We start from the raw sequence: 15,876 nt of genomic DNA, 5'->3' as shown, positions 1-15,876 counted from the left end.
GAACGGGAACGGTTGGGGAAACAAAGTCAAAATTCCGCCCTGATTTTGTCAGATCAACTGCAAATTCGGGCTCCAGAAAGGTCAAGTCAGTTGGCATAGGAGCCCCAGTGAACCGCATCGTCAAACATATCGACCGGGAAAAGCGCAGGCTCTATTCAATCGCATTTTTGGCGTTTTCCGCAGGTTTTGTGCTGTATTCGCATGTTGACGTCACACGCATGGGGCTGCCGCTTCCTGTGCTTGTGGGATTTGTCTACATGGGATTGGTCGTGTGTGCATCGGCAATCACTTCCTATTTCCTTCCCAAGCTGACCCGAGTAACGGATGCCGTGGCCGTGACCCGTTTGGGTTTTGCCTTGTGGATTTCCAGCACGCAAAGCTACGAGATTGCGGCCTCTCCGGTGATTGGGGCCACCATTGTTGTGGGCGGGGCGGTGGTCCTTTTGCAAGTGCGCACATGGGTGGAGCAAGCACATCAGAACATGTCTGTCTCAAGGCCGCAGCAATGGTTCGCAGGTGCCACCCCGCAGCGCATCAAGGTACCTCTAACCTGAGCCGTATTCCTTGCGAGAAACGCAACCGGATGCTGGCGGAACACCACATGAGACCGCTTCTCATCGCACTCGCCAAACTCAAAAGCGGTAGGTTGCACCAAACAGTGGGCCGGATTGTTCGAACTTGAAGTCGCCTCCGTTAATCTCGTGGTCAAACGAGATGTAACGGTATCCGCCCCTAAGCAGCCACCTGTCGTTGATGGCGTAGTCCGCAGTCAGAAGAACTTGCCATGTTTCGCTGTCATTCGTGAAACCGCCATAGTCGAAAAAGCCCGTCCCGGACCATCTGTCGTTGAAATCAACGCGGGCTCTAACCCCGATCACGGGGTCGGTCCAGCTCTCGTCGATGTTGACCATGCGGCCCGGTGCAGTTCCCGGCAGAACAGTAAAATCTGTCTGAGTGCGGAACCATCTGAACCCTCCGGCGACATCAACCGTTGACGTGTCCGTGGTCAGGACCCGGTAGCCCACATATCCGCTTAGAAATTGAGTGGTAAGAGATGTTTCCACGCCAGAGCTGGCGGGGCCGGGGGTGGTGTTGCTGAACGAGAGGTCGGTATAGTTGTAATCCGCTAGTAACGACCACCGCCCGTTCGTCGCGGCAAACGTCCCCATAAAGGCAAGGTCAAGGTTTTCAAGCGCGTCTGCGAAGGACAGCGTTCCCTCTACCTTGCCATTGGGTGTTTCCTGCGAGACTTTGGTTTCAGGAGTAAACAGGTAAATCGTTGCTTGATAAGACCAATCAGACTGCTGCGCGGAAACAGAGGTTGGCAGCGCCACGGCTAACGCCAGTTTCAATGCTGTTTTTCTTAGCCTTTCGGTTGTTCTCATTGGTCCCTCCCAAGATCGCAAAGCGTTGTACTGTAAGGTTAGGCGGCCGCCTCACTGTTGTTCGATCCAAGTGCCGAGCGGTTGATGTCGGTGTCTGGAAAGAACTCGGACCAGACGTGCCAGAAAACACCAGCGCGCAGCGTTTCGACCCGTTTCAGCCTGCCCTGATCCGACATGCCCCAAAAGTCGCAGCGAGTCACAGGCTTGCCGCTGTCATTGTACCACACGCCAAGGCTTTCGTATTTGGGGTCCAGACTGACGACCACATCGCGTCCACCGACACTTGCGTTGACGGCCCAGTTATTCTCGACGACGAAGTCGTCCGTCCAGCAGGCGGCGTCGTTGCCAATCGTGATCCCCCAAACGTAGGTCTTGTTGGGCAGACGGTTGTCAGACCGTTCCATATTATCCATGACCGGGGCGTCTTCTTGATGCTGGCGACCGATCCCCCAGCCAAAGGTGATCTCGGTCACCATGTCCAGTAGGCGCAGAACGGGATTTGGTGAGGGCTTGTTGAGAAAGACTTCGCCTTCGGGAAAGGCTTTCTGAAAGCCGCGGAAGGTCATGCGGTAAGTCGGCCAGGGGGTCATCTGAGCTTCGGGCCGAAGGGGGCATGCCAGCCCGTCCGCATTTGGGTCAAGGTCGGCCTCGCGAAATCCATAGATATGCTGTATCGGCTCGCCGGTTTCATTGTCGCGCAGGATCAGGTTGTTCCCATGTTGTGCCAGAACCTCCAGATCCAGTCGTTTGCCCTCGATCCGAGGAGCGTAGCCCTGCCCGAGATTTGCCATCGCGCAGTAGGTCATCACGATGTCCTCGCCGCCCAATCCATTCACGTCGCCAGCTAGATGAGGCCGCATGATCTGGGCGTCCGGGTGCGCACGCGCATGCCCGTTGTTTTCAATCACGATAACGGGCGCCGACGGGCCGACGTATTTTCGGGCTTCGGAAATGGGAAAGAACGCGGCGTCGTTGAGTTGGTTTCGCAGCCCCAGATGCACCCAGACATAAGGAAAACCATAAAGGAAAATCACGAGTAGTGCCGAGATGACCCAAAGCCACAAAGGTCCACTGCCAAAGATAAAGTGAACAAGCGTGGCCACTGCAAAACCGCCCAACCCGACAGCAATCAGCCGGTATTCGTGGCGTATGAAGCGCACCATGTTTTTGCGCTTTACTTTCAATAGCATCTGCGAAACGTCGCCCAGATCACGGAAGTAGATGAAACCGATGCCAAGCGATACGATCAAGCTGAGTGCGAATATTACGTTTGCTGCCATAAGTGATCCCTGATGTTCCAAAAGTGCGACCGCCGCCGATGCTAGGCGAAAGGTTTCAGGCTATTGTTGTGACGAACTTTGCTTGGCGAGGAATGCCTTGACCGCTGTATCATCCCGGTCCCATTGCTGGGCGTGTTGGGTCTGAAGAACATAGAACTCTGCATCATGCTGGGTTGGCCCTTTCTGTGCATGGGCCTGAGCACAAATCAGGCCCGCCGAAAAAACGGCCAAGCAATGCAATTTCATTCTGTTCCTCCCAAAGGTGAGATTGAAAGTCCTGTTTTCTGAATAACGTGCTGATCACATAGAAACATTACTATGTAAGTCTGACAAGTCTCGAGACTGTTGAGCTGTCCTGCTTTTGGTCTTGGGAAGTGCCGACACAGGTGAAACGAGTGATAGGCATTGCAGCATTGACTTGATCCTGACATTAATTATTTTACTTGTTAAAAATAATGGTGGACTGTCAAATTGTATCTTGGATTAGACTTGGGGACGTCAGGTCTGCGGGGAATTCTCGTAGACGAAGCTGGCAGTGTTGTGTGCGATGCGGAAGCCAGCATTTCAACCTCGGCACCGCATCCGGGTTGGTCCGAGCAATCGCCGCAAGACTGGGTTGATGCTTGCAAGAAGGTTGTTGCAACGCTTCGGTCTGAAAACGAACAGGCTTTTGCCGCCTTACGCGGAATCGGGCTGAGCGGGCATATGCACGGGGCGACCTTGCTGAACTCGGACGGGAGGGTTCTAAGGCCTTGTATTCTTTGGAACGACACCCGGTCGTCTGAACAGGCAAAGGTATTGGATCAGAACCCCGAGATGCGTGCCATTTCGGGGAACATTGTTTTTCCGGGCTTCACAGCGCCCAAGCTGGAATGGGTGAGGGCACATGAACCCGAGGTGTTTTCGGAAACTGCAAAGGTTTTATTGCCGAAAGACTACCTTCGGCTCTGGTTGACCGGCGAGTATGTCAGCGACCTGTCCGACAGTGCTGGCACTTCGTGGGTGGATGTCGGTGCTCGGTGCTGGTCGGAAAGGGCGCTGAGCCTCAGTCACATGCGGCTGGATCAAATGCCCCGTTTGGTCGAGGGAAGCGAACCGGGGGGCGAGCTGCGCACCGAGCTGCTGCAAGAATGGGGACTATCCGGGAAGGTGATCGTTGCAGGGGGTGCCGGTGACAACGCCGCCGCAGCCTGCGGTATCGGCAGCGTAAAGGATGGAACGGGATTTCTGTCGCTTGGCACCTCGGGCGTATTGCTTGTCGCGACCGAGCAGTACGCGCCTGCGCCGGATACCGCAGTCCACTGCTTTTGCCACGCCGTGCCCGAGCGGTGGATTCAGATGGGTGTTATTCTTTCAGCAACAAACAGCATGAACTGGCTGTCGCAAAATCTGGGCCGTCCGGTCGAGGATTTGGCGGGCGATTTGCCCGACTCTGTGGACGGTCCATCGCCTATTACCTTCTTGCCCTATCTATCGGGTGAAAGAACGCCGCATAATGACAGCAACATACGGGCTGCTTTTCTGGGTGTGGACATTGCGTCGAACCCGTTGGACTTGACACGATCCGTGATGGAGGGAGTTGCTTTCGCGATGCGTGATTGTCTTGAGGCTTTGAAAAGCACGGGGACCGAACCGGGTCGATTGCTGGCGGTTGGCGGCGGCGCAAAGTCTCGGTTCTGGTTGGAAACACTGGCCACGGTTTTGAAGACACCTCTTGCTCTGCCAGCGGGCAGCGAATTTGGCGCGGCAATAGGTGCGGCTCGTCTGGCTATCTGTGCCGTCACGAACTCAAGCCCGGCAGACGTAATGACTCCGCCTGCCATTAACGAAACCATAGATCCGCGCGATGAATTCGTGGACGTCTATGAAAGTGAATATCAGCGCTATAGGCAGTATTATAAGGCGCTGGCATCCTTGGCTAAGTGATGAACGGGGATACCCAAAACCAACCCCAACTTGAGCAGGCCGTGCTGACGGATGGCGATATGCGGGTTTGCCTGCTGAGCTATGGCGCCATAACTCAGGGCTGGTGGCACAAGGGCACGCCCCTGATCCTTGGGTACGATGATCCGCAGGCGTATGTGTCCGATACAAACTATTTGGGGGCAATCGTTGGCCGGGTTGCCAATCGGATCTCAGGGGCTCAATTCGATCTCGGCAACGAAAGGGTCGAGCTGACAGCGAACGAACACGGGAACACCTTGCACGGTGGGGCGGTTGGTTTGTCTCATCGCAACTGGGCGTTAGAGCATGTTTCGCAGGCAGAGGCAGCCCTGAGCCTGATTTCCCAAGACGGAGAAGATGGTTTCCCGGGAACTGTCAGGTTTGAAGTCAACGTCAAGTTGGACTGCCCGCGTCTTGTTTATACGATCCAAGCCTTCCCGGACCGGCCCACCCCGATCAGCATTGCGCAGCACAACTATTATTCGCTTGGGAGCGCTGAGGGTATCTCGGCGCATAGGTTGAGACTTGCGTCTCAAAGGATTCTTGAATTAGACGCTTCTGGATGCGCAACGGGTGCAACGATCGAGGCGTGCGCTGGGCATTTGGATTTCACGAAAGCCAAAACTGTCCAAAGCGCGCCCGAAGATTTGGATCACTACTATTGTTTTGATCCCGACCGAGCCCTTGATGCGCCGATCGCAGATTTTACGTCCCCGTCCGGTTTGCGACTGTCTGTCATGTCCGACCAGCCTGGGGCGCAGATATATTCCGGGGCGAAGATGGCCCATCCGTTTTTCAGCCGGGCAGGGCTTTGCATTGAGCCGTCCGGCTATCCGAACGCGGTCAATATTGCGACGTTTCCTTCTATCTTGTGCAGCCCTGAAAAACCGTATCGACAGGTGCTTGCCCTAGAGGTGTCCGAGGGGTTGGCATGAGCTTACGGGCCATTGTCATAGCCACTCTCGGGTTCAGTGTTCACGCCGACAGCGCTGCTGCCCAGCCACTTGGACCCGCGCCCAAGTTCGTAGAGCCGGATCTGGCAAGCGCCCAGTTGGGGCAACTGCTATTTTACGATCCGATCCTGTCAGGAAACCGAAACATCAGTTGTGCAACCTGCCACCACCCCAAGCTTGGCACGTCGGATGGCGTGTCACTTGGAATAGGCGAGGGCGGTGTCGGATTAGGAGCCGACCGCCGGCTTGACCCCGCAAATCTGCCCGAACAGCGGATACCGCGGAATTCTCCGGGTCTTTGGAACCTCGGAGCAACCCAATTCACGACGTTCTTTCACGATGGGCGGCTGGAAGCGGACCCAAGCCAGCCCAACGGGATCAGAACCCCGCTGGGGACGCATATGAGGCCGGGGTTTAAATCCGCATTGGCAGCTCAGGCCATGTTCCCTGTTTTGTCACCCGACGAAATGGCGGGCCACTATTCCGAGAATGAGGTGAGCAAATCAGTGCGCCTTGGGCTTTTGACGCAGGAAGGCGGCGCATGGGATCTGATCGCGGCGCGGGTTGCGGAAATTCCAGAGTACCGGCAGCGATTTGAAGAAGTCGCACCGGGCGAGGCTATCTCGTTCACCGTAATTGCCAACGTGATTGCCGACTTCATTGCGTTTGAATGGCGCGCCGATAACAGCCCGTTTGACCGGGCCATGAGGGGCGATGAAGACCTGCCTGATGAGGCTCGGCAGGGGATGACGTTGTTTTACGGCAAGGCCGGGTGCAACGCGTGTCACTCGGGTTGGCTGCAGACGGATCACAAGTTCCATTCGATCGCGCTGCCTCAAATCGGGCCGGGAAAGGCGGCGAGGTTTGAAAGCCACGTCAGAGATGACGGACGTCTGCGCGTTACGGGGGACCCTGAGGACGCGTTTGCGTTCAGAACTCCATCCCTGCGCAACGTGACCCTGACCGCACCATACGGCCATAACGGAGCGTTTGGCCGTCTCGAAGATATGGTCCGCCACCACCTTGATCCGGTCACATCCTTGCATCGCTACGCTGTGGATGACGCGACGCTTCCAGACTGGCCGCAGGCGCAAGATCATTTGGCTTTGGAGGATGCAGATCACATCGATAAGATAGCACTGTCCAGCGATCTGTCGCCGGTCAGCCTGTCTGATCAGGAAGTCCGCGCGATCCTTAGCTTTCTGACCAGTCTTGAAGACCCGGCGGAACGGTTGGGCGTTCCAAGTCAGGTTCCGAGTGGTCTTGCGATTGATCGTTGATCACCGGTGAATTTGGACGATCTGGTTTGATGGGTATTCCTGCCACTTTGTTGTATTCCCATCTGGCCAGATGACGCGCAGACGCACGGTGTCGTCGCCTCCCAACCCAAAATGATGAAGCCCTGCAATGCCTCCGGCGTGACCGCCGCCGATCGTAATCTCGCGGGTTTGGACGCCAAGCGAGGTCTTGAGTTCGATAAATCCTCCGACTGCTTGACGATTTGGCCGGTTCTGAGAGATGTCAGCCAACAGCCAATTCCCCTCTGCGCGCTGGTTTTGACTGACCTCCAAATCAGTGCCGCGATTGACGACCACCAGATCAAGCCAGCCGTCATTGTTCAGATCGGCGACGGCTGCGCCTCGGGACTTGGACATTGACGCAATACCCGCTTGGGTGGCCGCCTCGACAAATTGACCGTCCGGTTTCTGGATCAGCAAATTGTTCGGATCGTTCAACGCGGCGTCTGGCATTTGCTCAACGTTGCCCTTGGCCACGAAAATGTCGTCGAGCCCATCGTTGTTCACATCGGCAAACTGCGCGTGCCATCCGGTCGAGGGTCTGCCATCACCGCCGGTGTGGGGCCTGTGCGCCGTGGTTCCTTTCTCAAAGGTTGCATCGCGCCACGTCGGACCAGTGGCATCCGGGTCGAACACCTGAAACTTCTGGTCGCCCATGGACGTCAGGTAGACCTCTGGGAACCCGTCTCCGGTCAAGTCGCGCGATGCGATGCCCATGCCCCAGATTGAATAAGGTATCCAGCCGTCGTTCTGCGTATAAAGACGCGGCCCTGTCTCCATCGCCCAAAGCTGCTCGTGCCCGTTGCGCACATAGTAATGGCGGTCGTTGCTGACACGCAGGTCCGCGCGCCCCTGTCTCGCCCAGTCTGAAAACAGGATGGACAGTGAGCAATATCCCGGCTCCAGGTGCTGAGGCTTTCGATATGTGTTCCCATCAGGCCGATACAGAACCGTCGGACCGCAGGTTTCAAAGGGACCGTTGGGATCGAACCGATCCACGTAGGTGCCAAAGGCCAGCGTCGGTAAAGTCTGGTCCTGTTCCCAAGTGGCGGAAAACCCTGTCGTCCAGTGATCTTCCGACTGGAAGTCCAGGGTGGTGAATGGGGTGAACGCGCAATCAGGCAGCCCCCGCAAAAGCATGTCCTGACCGACACGCAGAATGGCAAGGTCCGTCATTCCGTCGCTGTCGATATCAATGGGGTAAGCGCCGGTCACGCCGGTAAGCGCCAAGTGATCAGGTGTGCTGGTTTGGAAAGAGACTTTTGGTCCCGAGGTGTTCAGAAACAGTTGCGAAGGGTTGGCCCCGCCCGCCACAAAGAGTTCCGGCAATGAGTCGCCGTTGCAGTCGAAAACGGCGACACCGCCACCGACGAAGTGTTCCCATCCACCGTCATAGACATGAGAGGGCAACTCCACCCGGCTGAAAAGCGGCGCTTGGACCTCGGCCGTTGCTGCGGTGGCCAGTGTGACCAAAGCAATCAGCTCAGGACGCATGCGCCGCAAGCTCCTTTACCTTGAGGATCGAAACCTGTTCGATCCCGTGGGCTGCGGCACCCTTTGCCCACATCAGGTCGCCCCAATGATGTACCTTAATCTCGGGCAGGGGGGCATCCACCTTGACGACTCCGCTTTGGATCCGTGCCATGACGTCCTCGGAGCACAGATGCCCGAAACTCGTATGAGGGCCGGACACAATAATGCATTCAGGGTCAAACAGGTTGATCAGATTAGAGACGCCAAGACCGAACATCTGCCCCGCCCGCGCAAGCACCGAGCTTGCCCTTTCGTTCCCCGCGTTGGCAAGGTCGTGGATGTCTGAAATAGTGTTCATCTGCCTGTCATGTCCGGCAACGGTCATTTCGCGAATAAGCGCATAATCCCCGACATATGCCTCAAGGCAGCCACGCTGACCGCATTGGCACAACGCACCATCAAGCTGAACTTTGACGTGGCCAAATTCGGCGCCGCAGCCCCGCTCTCCGCGGTAGAGTTTGCCGCCAAGCACGATGCCAAGCCCAACGCCATGCTCTGTCGTAACGACCAAGAAGTTTCTTAGACCCTTGCCGAGGCCAAATAGTTGCTCGGCTTTCGCGACAAGGTTGGCGTCGTTTTCTATGAAGGCAGGACAGTGCAACGCATCCGCCAGCCGCCGACTGAAATCAACATTTCGATCTGTAATCGAGGAGGACCAGTGGACAAAATTCCTTTCGGCGTCGACCAGCCCCGCTATTCCGATTGAAACGCCGGACAGGTTCTGGATTGCGCCATCAATCCCCGCGCAGGTTTCTTCCAGTGCGCGACATACCTCTTGCACGAAATCACCGGGGGACATTCGCGCGTTGTCCAAAGCGTATTTGTGCGAGGCGACCTCGTTACCTTCAAAGTCGACGAGGATGACTGAAATGAATTGCCGTGCAACTTTCAGACCGGCGACCAGATAAGATCCCCCGTCCAGCTGTAGCAGAACGCGCGGTCGGCCTCTTTTGGCGGATTTGGACGGTGGGGCGCTCTCAACCTCTTTTATCAGCCCAGCCGAGATAAGGTCAGCGGTCGCAGCGGTGACCGTCGCCGGGCTGGTTTGCAGCGCAGACGCGATGTCGATCCGCGAGACCGAGCCTCGCGTTCTGATATGTTCCAGCACCCTGAGGCGGGTCGCATTTCTTTGGTCCACAGAGCTTGAAGAAACCTTGCTTTTCAGCATCTTGATCTCGCGAATCTTGTTGCTGCCCCAATCTAGTTGGAAATCCATCAATCTAACAGAGTAAATATTTTACTGGCTGAATTAAATATGATACTCAAGATCGTGAGAGCCACGAATCGAAAGAGCGCGGCTCAATAAACGGGAGGAAATCATGAAACGTATTCTCAGCTTTTCGGCTGCGGTTGCCTTGTTGGGGTCGGCTGCATTTGCCGAACCGGTGGTTGGCGTAAGCTGGTCCAATTTTCAGGAAGAACGCTGGAAAACAGACGAAGCCGCGATCAAGTCCGCGCTTGAGGCAGGCGGGGCCGAGTATATCTCGTCAGACGCACAGTCATCTTCTGCGAAACAGTTGTCGGACATCGAAAGTCTGATCGCTCAGGGTGTGGATGCCCTGATCATTCTTGCGCAAGATTCCCAGGCTATCGGCCCGGCGGTTCAGGCCGCTGCGGATGAGGGTATTCCCGTCATTGCATATGACCGTCTGATTGAAGACGACCGTGCCTTTTACCTGACCTTCGACAATGTTGAAGTCGGCCGGATGCAGGCCCGCGCAGTGTTCGCGGCGATGCCCAAGGGTAACTATGTCATGATCAAAGGGTCGCCCACGGACCCGAACGCGGATTTCCTGCGTGGTGGTCAGCAAGAGATCATCCAATCCGCAGTAGACAGCGGCGACATTGTCATTGTGGGCGAAGCCTACACGGATGGGTGGCTGCCAGCCAACGCCCAGCGGAACATGGAGCAGATTCTGACTGCGAATGAAAACAACGTGGATGCTGTTGTTGCATCGAACGATGGCACCGCCGGTGGCGTCGTTGCCGCGCTGACGGCGCAGGGCATGGAGGGGATACCGGTTTCTGGTCAGGATGGCGATCATGCGGCGTTGAACCGTGTCGCTTTGGGGACGCAAACCGTTTCGGTTTGGAAGGACGCGCGCGAGCTCGGAAAAGCGGCTGGTGAAATCGCAGTGGCCTTGAGCGGAGGAGCAAGCCCCGCTGACATTGATGGCGCTATTAGCTGGACCTCACCGGGCGGGACCGAAATGAACTCGGTCTTCCTGGCACCTGTTCCAATCACAAAGGACAACCTGTCTGTGGTTGTGGACGCCGGGTGGATTCCATTGGAAGACCTGTGTCAGGGCGTCGAGAACGGCCCCGCACCGTGTAACTAAATCGCACAATCCCCGGACCATTTGATCTGGTCCGGGGACCATTGCTGAATGTGAAAGATCGGAAATGACCGAAACTTCGTCTCAGCCGATACCTCAAAAAACTAAGCCCAGCCTGTTTCAGCAACTGGAACTGGATATGCGGCTTTTGGGAATGATCGGCGCGTTTGTCATCCTGTGTATTGGGTTCAACATCGTCACCGACGGGCGCTTTCTGACCCCTCGGAACCTGTTCAACCTGTCAATTCAGACGGTCTCTGTGGCGATCATGGCGTGCGGCATGGTCTTTATAATCGTGACACGCCACATTGACCTGTCCGTGGGCGCTCTTTTGGCGACCAGTTCCGCAGTCATGGCAATGACCCAGACCGAGCTGTTGCCGAATGTGCTGGGGTTGGGGCTGGACAATCCGGTGACATGGGCGATCACGCTAGTGGTCGGTCTTGTAGTCGGTACCTTGATCGGAGCATTTCACGGATGGATGGTCGGTTATCTGACGATCCCTGCGTTCATTGTTACCTTGGGTGGTTTCCTGGTCTGGCGGAATGTGGCGTGGTATCTGACCAGCGGTCAGACCATCGGCCCCTTGGACAGCAATTTCCTGAAATTCGGCGGCACGAATGGAACGCTGGGTACAACGGCAAGCTGGATGTTCGGCCTGTTTGCCGCGGCCGTTGCGATCTGGGCGTTGTGGAGTGGCAGGCGCGCCAAGGCGTCTCACGGCTTTCCGGTGAAACCTGTCTGGGCCGAAGCAACGCTGGCTGGGATAATCGCATTTGCGATTTTGGGATATGTCTATGTCGTGAATAGCTATGCCATCCCCACGCGAAGACTACAGCGGATGTTCGAGGCGCGTGGCGAAACAATGCCGGAAGGCTTGGTTGTTGGTTACGGCATCCCGATTTCGGTCCTCATCCTGATCATCGTGGCCGTGACTCTGACGGTCGTGGCGCGGAAAACGAGGTTTGGCAGGTATATCTTTGCCACTGGCGGAAACCCGGATGCAGCGGAACTTTCAGGGATCAACACGCGACTTCTGACCGTCAAGATATTTGCCTTGATGGGGTTCTTGTGTGCTGTTTCAGCCGTTGTCGCCTCGGCCCGTTTGGCAAACCACTCGAATGACATCGGAACGTTGGACGAGCTGCGCGTGATCGCGGCTGCGGTAATCGGCGGAACGGCTCTGTCCGGCGGGATCGGCACGATTTACGGCGCGATATTAGGGGCCTTGATTATGCAGGCCCTTCAGTCAGGGATGGCAATGGTGGGTGTCGATGCGCCGTTCCAGAACATCGTCGTCGGCAGCGTGCTGGTCTTGGCCGTCTATATCGACATCGTCTATCGCAAGCGATTGGGGGCAAAGTGATGCAGGTTCAGGACACGCAGAAATCGCCCTTAGGCTCTGGTCGCGGTTCAGGTGCGCCGCCCCTTGTCGAAATGCGGGACATCTCGATTTCGTTTGGGGGGATCAAGGCGGTGGACCACGTCTCGGTCGATCTCTACCCCGGCGAAGTTGTTGGCTTGCTGGGGCACAACGGCGCAGGAAAGTCCACACTGATCAAGGTTCTGTCTGGTGCCTATCAGATGGATCACGGCGAGATTCTGATCGACGGCAACCCGGTTGAGATCAACAACCCTCGGGACGCGCGCGCGAATAATATCGAGACGATCTATCAGACGCTGGCGCTGGCCGACAATCTGGATGCAACGTCGAACCTTTTTCTTGGGCGCGAGATGACGACGCCTTTCGGATTGGTCAATGACGCCGCGATGGAGGCCGAATGCCGCAAGATCATGGGGCAACTGAACCCGAATTTTCAGAAATTCAGTGACCCGGTTTCGGCGCTTTCGGGTGGTCAGAGGCAATCCGTGGCGATCGCAAGGGCGGTCTATTTCAACGCTCGGATCCTCATCATGGATGAGCCAACAGCCGCGCTTGGCCCGCACGAAACCCAGATGGTCGCGGACCTGATCCATCAACTCAAGGCTCAGGGGATTGGCATCTTCCTGATCGATCATGACGTTCACGCCGTGATGGAGCTGTGCGATCGGGCATCCGTGATGAAAAACGGCAAACTCGTCGGCACTGTTGAGATCGCCGACGTGACCGATGACGACCTGCTGTCGATGATCATTCTCGGCAAGCAGCCGGGACAAACAACAGAGTAGGGGGCAGGCATGACAAGCGGCTTTTTCAAGGGGATCGAAAAGATCCGGTATGAAGGTGCGAACAGCAGCAATCCGCTCTGCTTTCGTCACTACAACCCTGATGAGATCGTCATGGGTAAACGTATGGAGGACCACCTGCGTTTTGCCGTGGCCTGGTGGCACTCATTCGCATGGGAGGGAGGAGACCCATTCGGAGGTCCGACGCTGGAACGGCCCTGGCACCCGCAGGACGAGATGGGCCGGGCGCGCATGAAAGCGGATATCGCGTTCGAGATGTTTGAAATCCTCGGACAACCCTATTTCTGCTGGCACGACGCGGATATCCGTCCCGAACAGGGTAACTTCGCTGATAACCTCCGAACGCTTGAGGAAATCACGGATTACATCGGTAACAAAATGACTTCCGTCGGAACCAAGCTTTTGTGGGGGACGGCAAACATGTTCAGCCACCGCCGCTGGATGGCGGGGGCCAGTACGAACCCGGACCCGGATGTCTTTGCGTTTGCGGCGGCGACTGTGAAGTCTTGTATGGATGCGACGCATAAGCTTGGGGGCGAGAACTATGTGCTCTGGGGAGGAAGGGAAGGGTATGAAACCCTTTTGAATACCGACATGAAGCGGGAACTCGATCATATGGGGCGGTTCCTGAATATGGTAGTCGAGTACAAGCACAAGATCGGGTTCAAGGGCACCATTCTGGTCGAGCCCAAGCCGCAGGAGCCTTCCAAGCACCAGTACGACTACGACGCGGCAACCTGCATTGGTTTCCTGCGGAAATACGGGCTGGAGAATGAGGTGAAGCTGAATCTGGAACAAGGCCACGCTATTCTTGCGGGCCATAGTTTTGAACATGAAATAGCCGTTGCCACGGCCGAGGGGATGCTGGGTTCGATTGACATGAACCGGAACGATTATCAGTCGGGCTGGGATACGGACCAGTTCCCGAACAACACACCCGAAGTCGCGTTGGCCTACTACTACATTCTAATGTCCGGTGGTTTCGTGACGGGCGGTACAAACTTTGACGCCAAAATCCGTCGCCAGTCGATAGACGCCGAAGACCTGATTGCGGCCCATATCGGCGGCATGGACATCTGCGCAAGAGGATTGAAAGCAGCCGCAGCGATGATCGAAGATGGTGGTTTGGATAAGGCGCTGTCTGAACGGTATTCCGGCTGGGATACGCCAGAAGCACAGGCCATGCTGGGCGCTGGGCTCGATGAAATTTCGGCGCGCGTCCTGTCGCAAGGTATTAACCCGCAACCGCGTTCCGGGCGTCAGGAACAATTGGAAAACTACGTAAACCGGTTTGTGTGACGCGCAATGTATCGTTGGACGCCCGATCAGTTGACCACATTGATCGGGCTTTCAATTCCCGACTTTTCTTGACTCTCGGCCGGAGGGGCTTCTAACTATTGTTTTGAGACTACGACGTTCAATTAATTGAAGAACTACCCGCCCAGTCCAATCTAGCGCGAGTTATTCATGTCCAAGTTCAAGTTTCCGACCGCCTTTACGATCCTTTTCATTTTGATCGCCGTTGTCGCGGCCCTGACCTGGGTTATCCCCGCAGGAGAATACGAGCGACAGATGAATGAAGCTCTGGGCAGCGAAGCCCCGGTTCCCGGCACCTATCACGAGGTCGAAGCGAACCCACAGGGTTTGACCGCAGTCATATTGGCTCCGATCGCTGGTATGTATGATCCGGGCCTGCTGGGAAGTTCGTCCAGCGCCGCAATTGATGTCGCGTTCTTTGTTCTGATCATCGGTGGTTTCCTGATGGTTGTGACCAAAACCGGGGCGATCGACGCAGGTATTGGGTGGTTGCTGCACCGGTTGGAGGGGCGGGAAATCCTGATGATCCCGATCCTGATGACGGCCTTTGCGTTTGGAGGAACCAGCTATGGAATGGCGGAAGAGTCGCTGGCGTTTTATGCGCTGATCATACCGGTGTTCATTCGCGCTGGATATGACTCGTTGACCGGTGTAGCTGTGATCATGCTGGGGGCGGGCATCGGGACGCTCGGTTCGACGTTCAACGCGTTTGCGACAGTGGTTGCCTCACAGGGTGCGGGAATTCCATTCACCAATGGGATCGTGCTCAGGTTTGTTATACTCGGGCTGTGCCTTGCCGCGGGGATTGTCTTTGTCATGAGGTATGCCAAGCGGGTCAAGGCAGACCCGTCCGCGTCCGTGGTCGCGGATCAGACCGAAGAAAACAGGGCGCATTTCCTGAAGGGCTCTGAAAGCGATGACGCATTCCCCGAAATGACCCGGACCCGTTCGATCATCCTCAGCCTGTTCGGGCTGACATTTGCGGTCATGATTTACGGCGTGGTTGCGCTGGGCTGGTGGATGGCCGAGATGTCGGGCCTGTTTCTTGTCATGTCGATCATCGTCTGGTGGGTTGGAAAGCTTGACGAGGGGTCGCGGATGGACGAAGCGACCTTTGTTGAAACCTTCGTTGATGGTGCGCGGGATCTGCTTGGTGTCGCACTGATTATCGGTGTTGCGCGCGGCGTCGTCGTCATAATGGATGCCGGTAAGATCACAGATACGATCCTCGCCAGCGCCGAAGGTTTCGTGTCCGGTCTGAGCGAGTTTGCATTTATCAATGCCATGTTCGGCATTCAAATCCTGATGTCCTTCCTTGTTCCGTCCTCGTCAGGATTGGCGACGCTTTCAATGCCGATCATGGCACCCTTGGCCGACTTTGCCGGGGTGGGGCGGGATCTGGTCGTAACAGCGTATCAATCGGCAAACGGGTGGGTGAACCTGTTCAACCCAACCTTTGCCGTCGTTATGGGCGGTCTGGCGATCGGACGAGTGTCCTATGATCGATGGTTGCGCTTTGTCTTTCCGTTGCTTGTCGTGCTGGCGGTCATCATTTGTGCGGCGCTTACGGTTGGGGCGATGGTGGACCCGGGTATAGACACACCAGCGGCCGAGACAACAGAACCCACGTCCGACTGAGCCGC

General features: G+C 56.3%; 14 protein-coding genes. 9 read left to right on the top strand and 5 right to left on the bottom strand.

What is annotated here, in order from left to right; all coding sequences use genetic code 11:
- Positions 1–107: 107 nt before the first annotated feature.
- Entirely contained in the window at positions 108–554 is a 447-nt protein-coding gene (locus tag ACR0LH_RS12475) for a hypothetical protein (protein WP_170778387.1), read from the top strand.
- Between the two features lie 78 nt (positions 555–632).
- Here the strand turns inward: ACR0LH_RS12475 and ACR0LH_RS12470 are convergent, their stop codons facing one another.
- From ACR0LH_RS12470 to ACR0LH_RS12460, 3 genes are read right to left on the bottom strand one after another with little or no spacing between them, the layout of a single operon-like run.
- A complete protein-coding gene (locus tag ACR0LH_RS12470) occupies positions 633–1,385 on the bottom strand; it encodes an outer membrane protein (protein ID WP_480721199.1) in 753 nt (250 codons plus the stop codon).
- 38 nt (positions 1,386–1,423) lie between these two features.
- Entirely contained in the window at positions 1,424–2,665 is a 1,242-nt protein-coding gene (locus ACR0LH_RS12465) for a DUF3179 domain-containing (seleno)protein (protein WP_480721198.1), read from the bottom strand.
- A gap of 60 nt (positions 2,666–2,725) precedes the next feature.
- Positions 2,726–2,911, bottom strand: coding sequence for a hypothetical protein (locus ACR0LH_RS12460; protein WP_480721197.1), 186 nt, complete (start codon positions 2,909–2,911; stop codon positions 2,726–2,728).
- A gap of 225 nt (positions 2,912–3,136) precedes the next feature.
- Here ACR0LH_RS12460 and xylB point away from each other — a divergent pair, with 225 nt between their 5' ends.
- The 3 genes from xylB to ACR0LH_RS12445 are packed head-to-tail and all read left to right on the top strand — an operon-like array spanning position 3,137 to position 6,842.
- Positions 3,137–4,591: a xylulokinase gene (gene xylB / locus ACR0LH_RS12455; RefSeq protein WP_480721196.1), complete on the top strand. Its 1,455-nt coding sequence runs from the start codon at positions 3,137–3,139 to the stop codon at positions 4,589–4,591.
- Positions 4,591–5,544, top strand: coding sequence for an aldose epimerase family protein (locus ACR0LH_RS12450; protein ID WP_480721194.1), 954 nt, complete (start codon positions 4,591–4,593; stop codon positions 5,542–5,544). Before xylB ends, ACR0LH_RS12450 begins: the two co-directional genes overlap by 1 nt.
- Positions 5,541–6,842, top strand: coding sequence for a cytochrome-c peroxidase (locus ACR0LH_RS12445; RefSeq protein ID WP_480721192.1), 1,302 nt, complete (start codon positions 5,541–5,543; stop codon positions 6,840–6,842). The genes ACR0LH_RS12450 and ACR0LH_RS12445 overlap by 4 nt, the downstream gene beginning before the upstream one ends.
- Here ACR0LH_RS12445 and ACR0LH_RS12440 read toward each other — a convergent pair whose 3' ends face one another.
- Positions 6,843–8,354 (bottom strand): CRTAC1 family protein, encoded by a 1,512-nt coding sequence (locus ACR0LH_RS12440; RefSeq protein WP_480721191.1) that lies wholly within the window; start codon positions 8,352–8,354, stop codon positions 6,843–6,845.
- Complete coding sequence (locus tag ACR0LH_RS12435; protein ID WP_480721190.1) at positions 8,344–9,609, bottom strand: ROK family protein; 1,266 nt, start codon at positions 9,607–9,609, stop codon at positions 8,344–8,346. The genes ACR0LH_RS12440 and ACR0LH_RS12435 overlap by 11 nt, the downstream gene beginning before the upstream one ends.
- 103 nt (positions 9,610–9,712) lie before the next feature.
- Here ACR0LH_RS12435 and xylF point away from each other — a divergent pair, with 103 nt between their 5' ends.
- The 5 genes from xylF (at position 9,713) to ACR0LH_RS12410 (ending at position 15,871) form a co-directional block, all read left to right on the top strand.
- Positions 9,713–10,732 (top strand): D-xylose ABC transporter substrate-binding protein, encoded by a 1,020-nt coding sequence (gene xylF, locus ACR0LH_RS12430; RefSeq protein ID WP_170486286.1) that lies wholly within the window; start codon positions 9,713–9,715, stop codon positions 10,730–10,732.
- 64 nt (positions 10,733–10,796) lie between these two features.
- A complete protein-coding gene (locus ACR0LH_RS12425) occupies positions 10,797–12,095 on the top strand; it encodes a sugar ABC transporter permease (RefSeq protein ID WP_170385785.1) in 1,299 nt (432 codons plus the stop codon).
- Positions 12,095–12,898 carry an ATP-binding cassette domain-containing protein gene (locus tag ACR0LH_RS12420; RefSeq protein WP_170778395.1) on the top strand — a complete coding sequence of 268 codons (804 nt, stop codon included), beginning with the start codon at positions 12,095–12,097 and terminating at the stop codon, positions 12,896–12,898. Before ACR0LH_RS12425 ends, ACR0LH_RS12420 begins: the two co-directional genes overlap by 1 nt.
- 9 nt (positions 12,899–12,907) lie before the next feature.
- Positions 12,908–14,215, top strand: coding sequence for a xylose isomerase (gene xylA, locus ACR0LH_RS12415; protein ID WP_480721189.1), 1,308 nt, complete (start codon positions 12,908–12,910; stop codon positions 14,213–14,215).
- 168 nt (positions 14,216–14,383) lie between these two features.
- Positions 14,384–15,871, top strand: a complete 1,488-nt coding sequence (locus ACR0LH_RS12410; RefSeq protein ID WP_480721188.1) for a YfcC family protein — start codon at positions 14,384–14,386, stop codon at positions 15,869–15,871.
- Positions 15,872–15,876: the final 5 nt, after the last annotated feature.

It is taken from the genome of Ruegeria sp. CL6 (assembly GCF_056536465.1).
Note: the sequence above shows the minus strand (reverse complement) of the source record. Positions and strands in the feature narration are given on the sequence as shown.

Excerpts from the sequence above, each read along its gene's own strand:
- ACR0LH_RS12470 (WP_480721199.1), bottom strand. The coding sequence starts at position 1,385 with ATGAGAACAACCGAAAGGCTAAGAAAAACAGCATTGAAACTGGCGTTA.
- ACR0LH_RS12465 (WP_480721198.1), bottom strand. The coding sequence starts at position 2,665 with ATGGCAGCAAACGTAATATTCGCACTCAGCTTGATCGTATCGCTTGGC.
- ACR0LH_RS12460 (WP_480721197.1), bottom strand. The coding sequence starts at position 2,911 with ATGAAATTGCATTGCTTGGCCGTTTTTTCGGCGGGCCTGATTTGTGCT.
- ACR0LH_RS12450 (WP_480721194.1), top strand. The coding sequence starts at position 4,591 with ATGAACGGGGATACCCAAAACCAACCCCAACTTGAGCAGGCCGTGCTG.
- ACR0LH_RS12445 (WP_480721192.1), top strand. The coding sequence starts at position 5,541 with ATGAGCTTACGGGCCATTGTCATAGCCACTCTCGGGTTCAGTGTTCAC.
- ACR0LH_RS12440 (WP_480721191.1), bottom strand. The coding sequence starts at position 8,354 with ATGCGTCCTGAGCTGATTGCTTTGGTCACACTGGCCACCGCAGCAACG.
- ACR0LH_RS12435 (WP_480721190.1), bottom strand. The coding sequence starts at position 9,609 with ATGGATTTCCAACTAGATTGGGGCAGCAACAAGATTCGCGAGATCAAG.
- xylF (WP_170486286.1), top strand. The coding sequence starts at position 9,713 with ATGAAACGTATTCTCAGCTTTTCGGCTGCGGTTGCCTTGTTGGGGTCG.
- ACR0LH_RS12425 (WP_170385785.1), top strand. The coding sequence starts at position 10,797 with ATGACCGAAACTTCGTCTCAGCCGATACCTCAAAAAACTAAGCCCAGC.
- ACR0LH_RS12420 (WP_170778395.1), top strand. The coding sequence starts at position 12,095 with ATGCAGGTTCAGGACACGCAGAAATCGCCCTTAGGCTCTGGTCGCGGT.
- xylA (WP_480721189.1), top strand. The coding sequence starts at position 12,908 with ATGACAAGCGGCTTTTTCAAGGGGATCGAAAAGATCCGGTATGAAGGT.
- ACR0LH_RS12410 (WP_480721188.1), top strand. The coding sequence starts at position 14,384 with ATGTCCAAGTTCAAGTTTCCGACCGCCTTTACGATCCTTTTCATTTTG.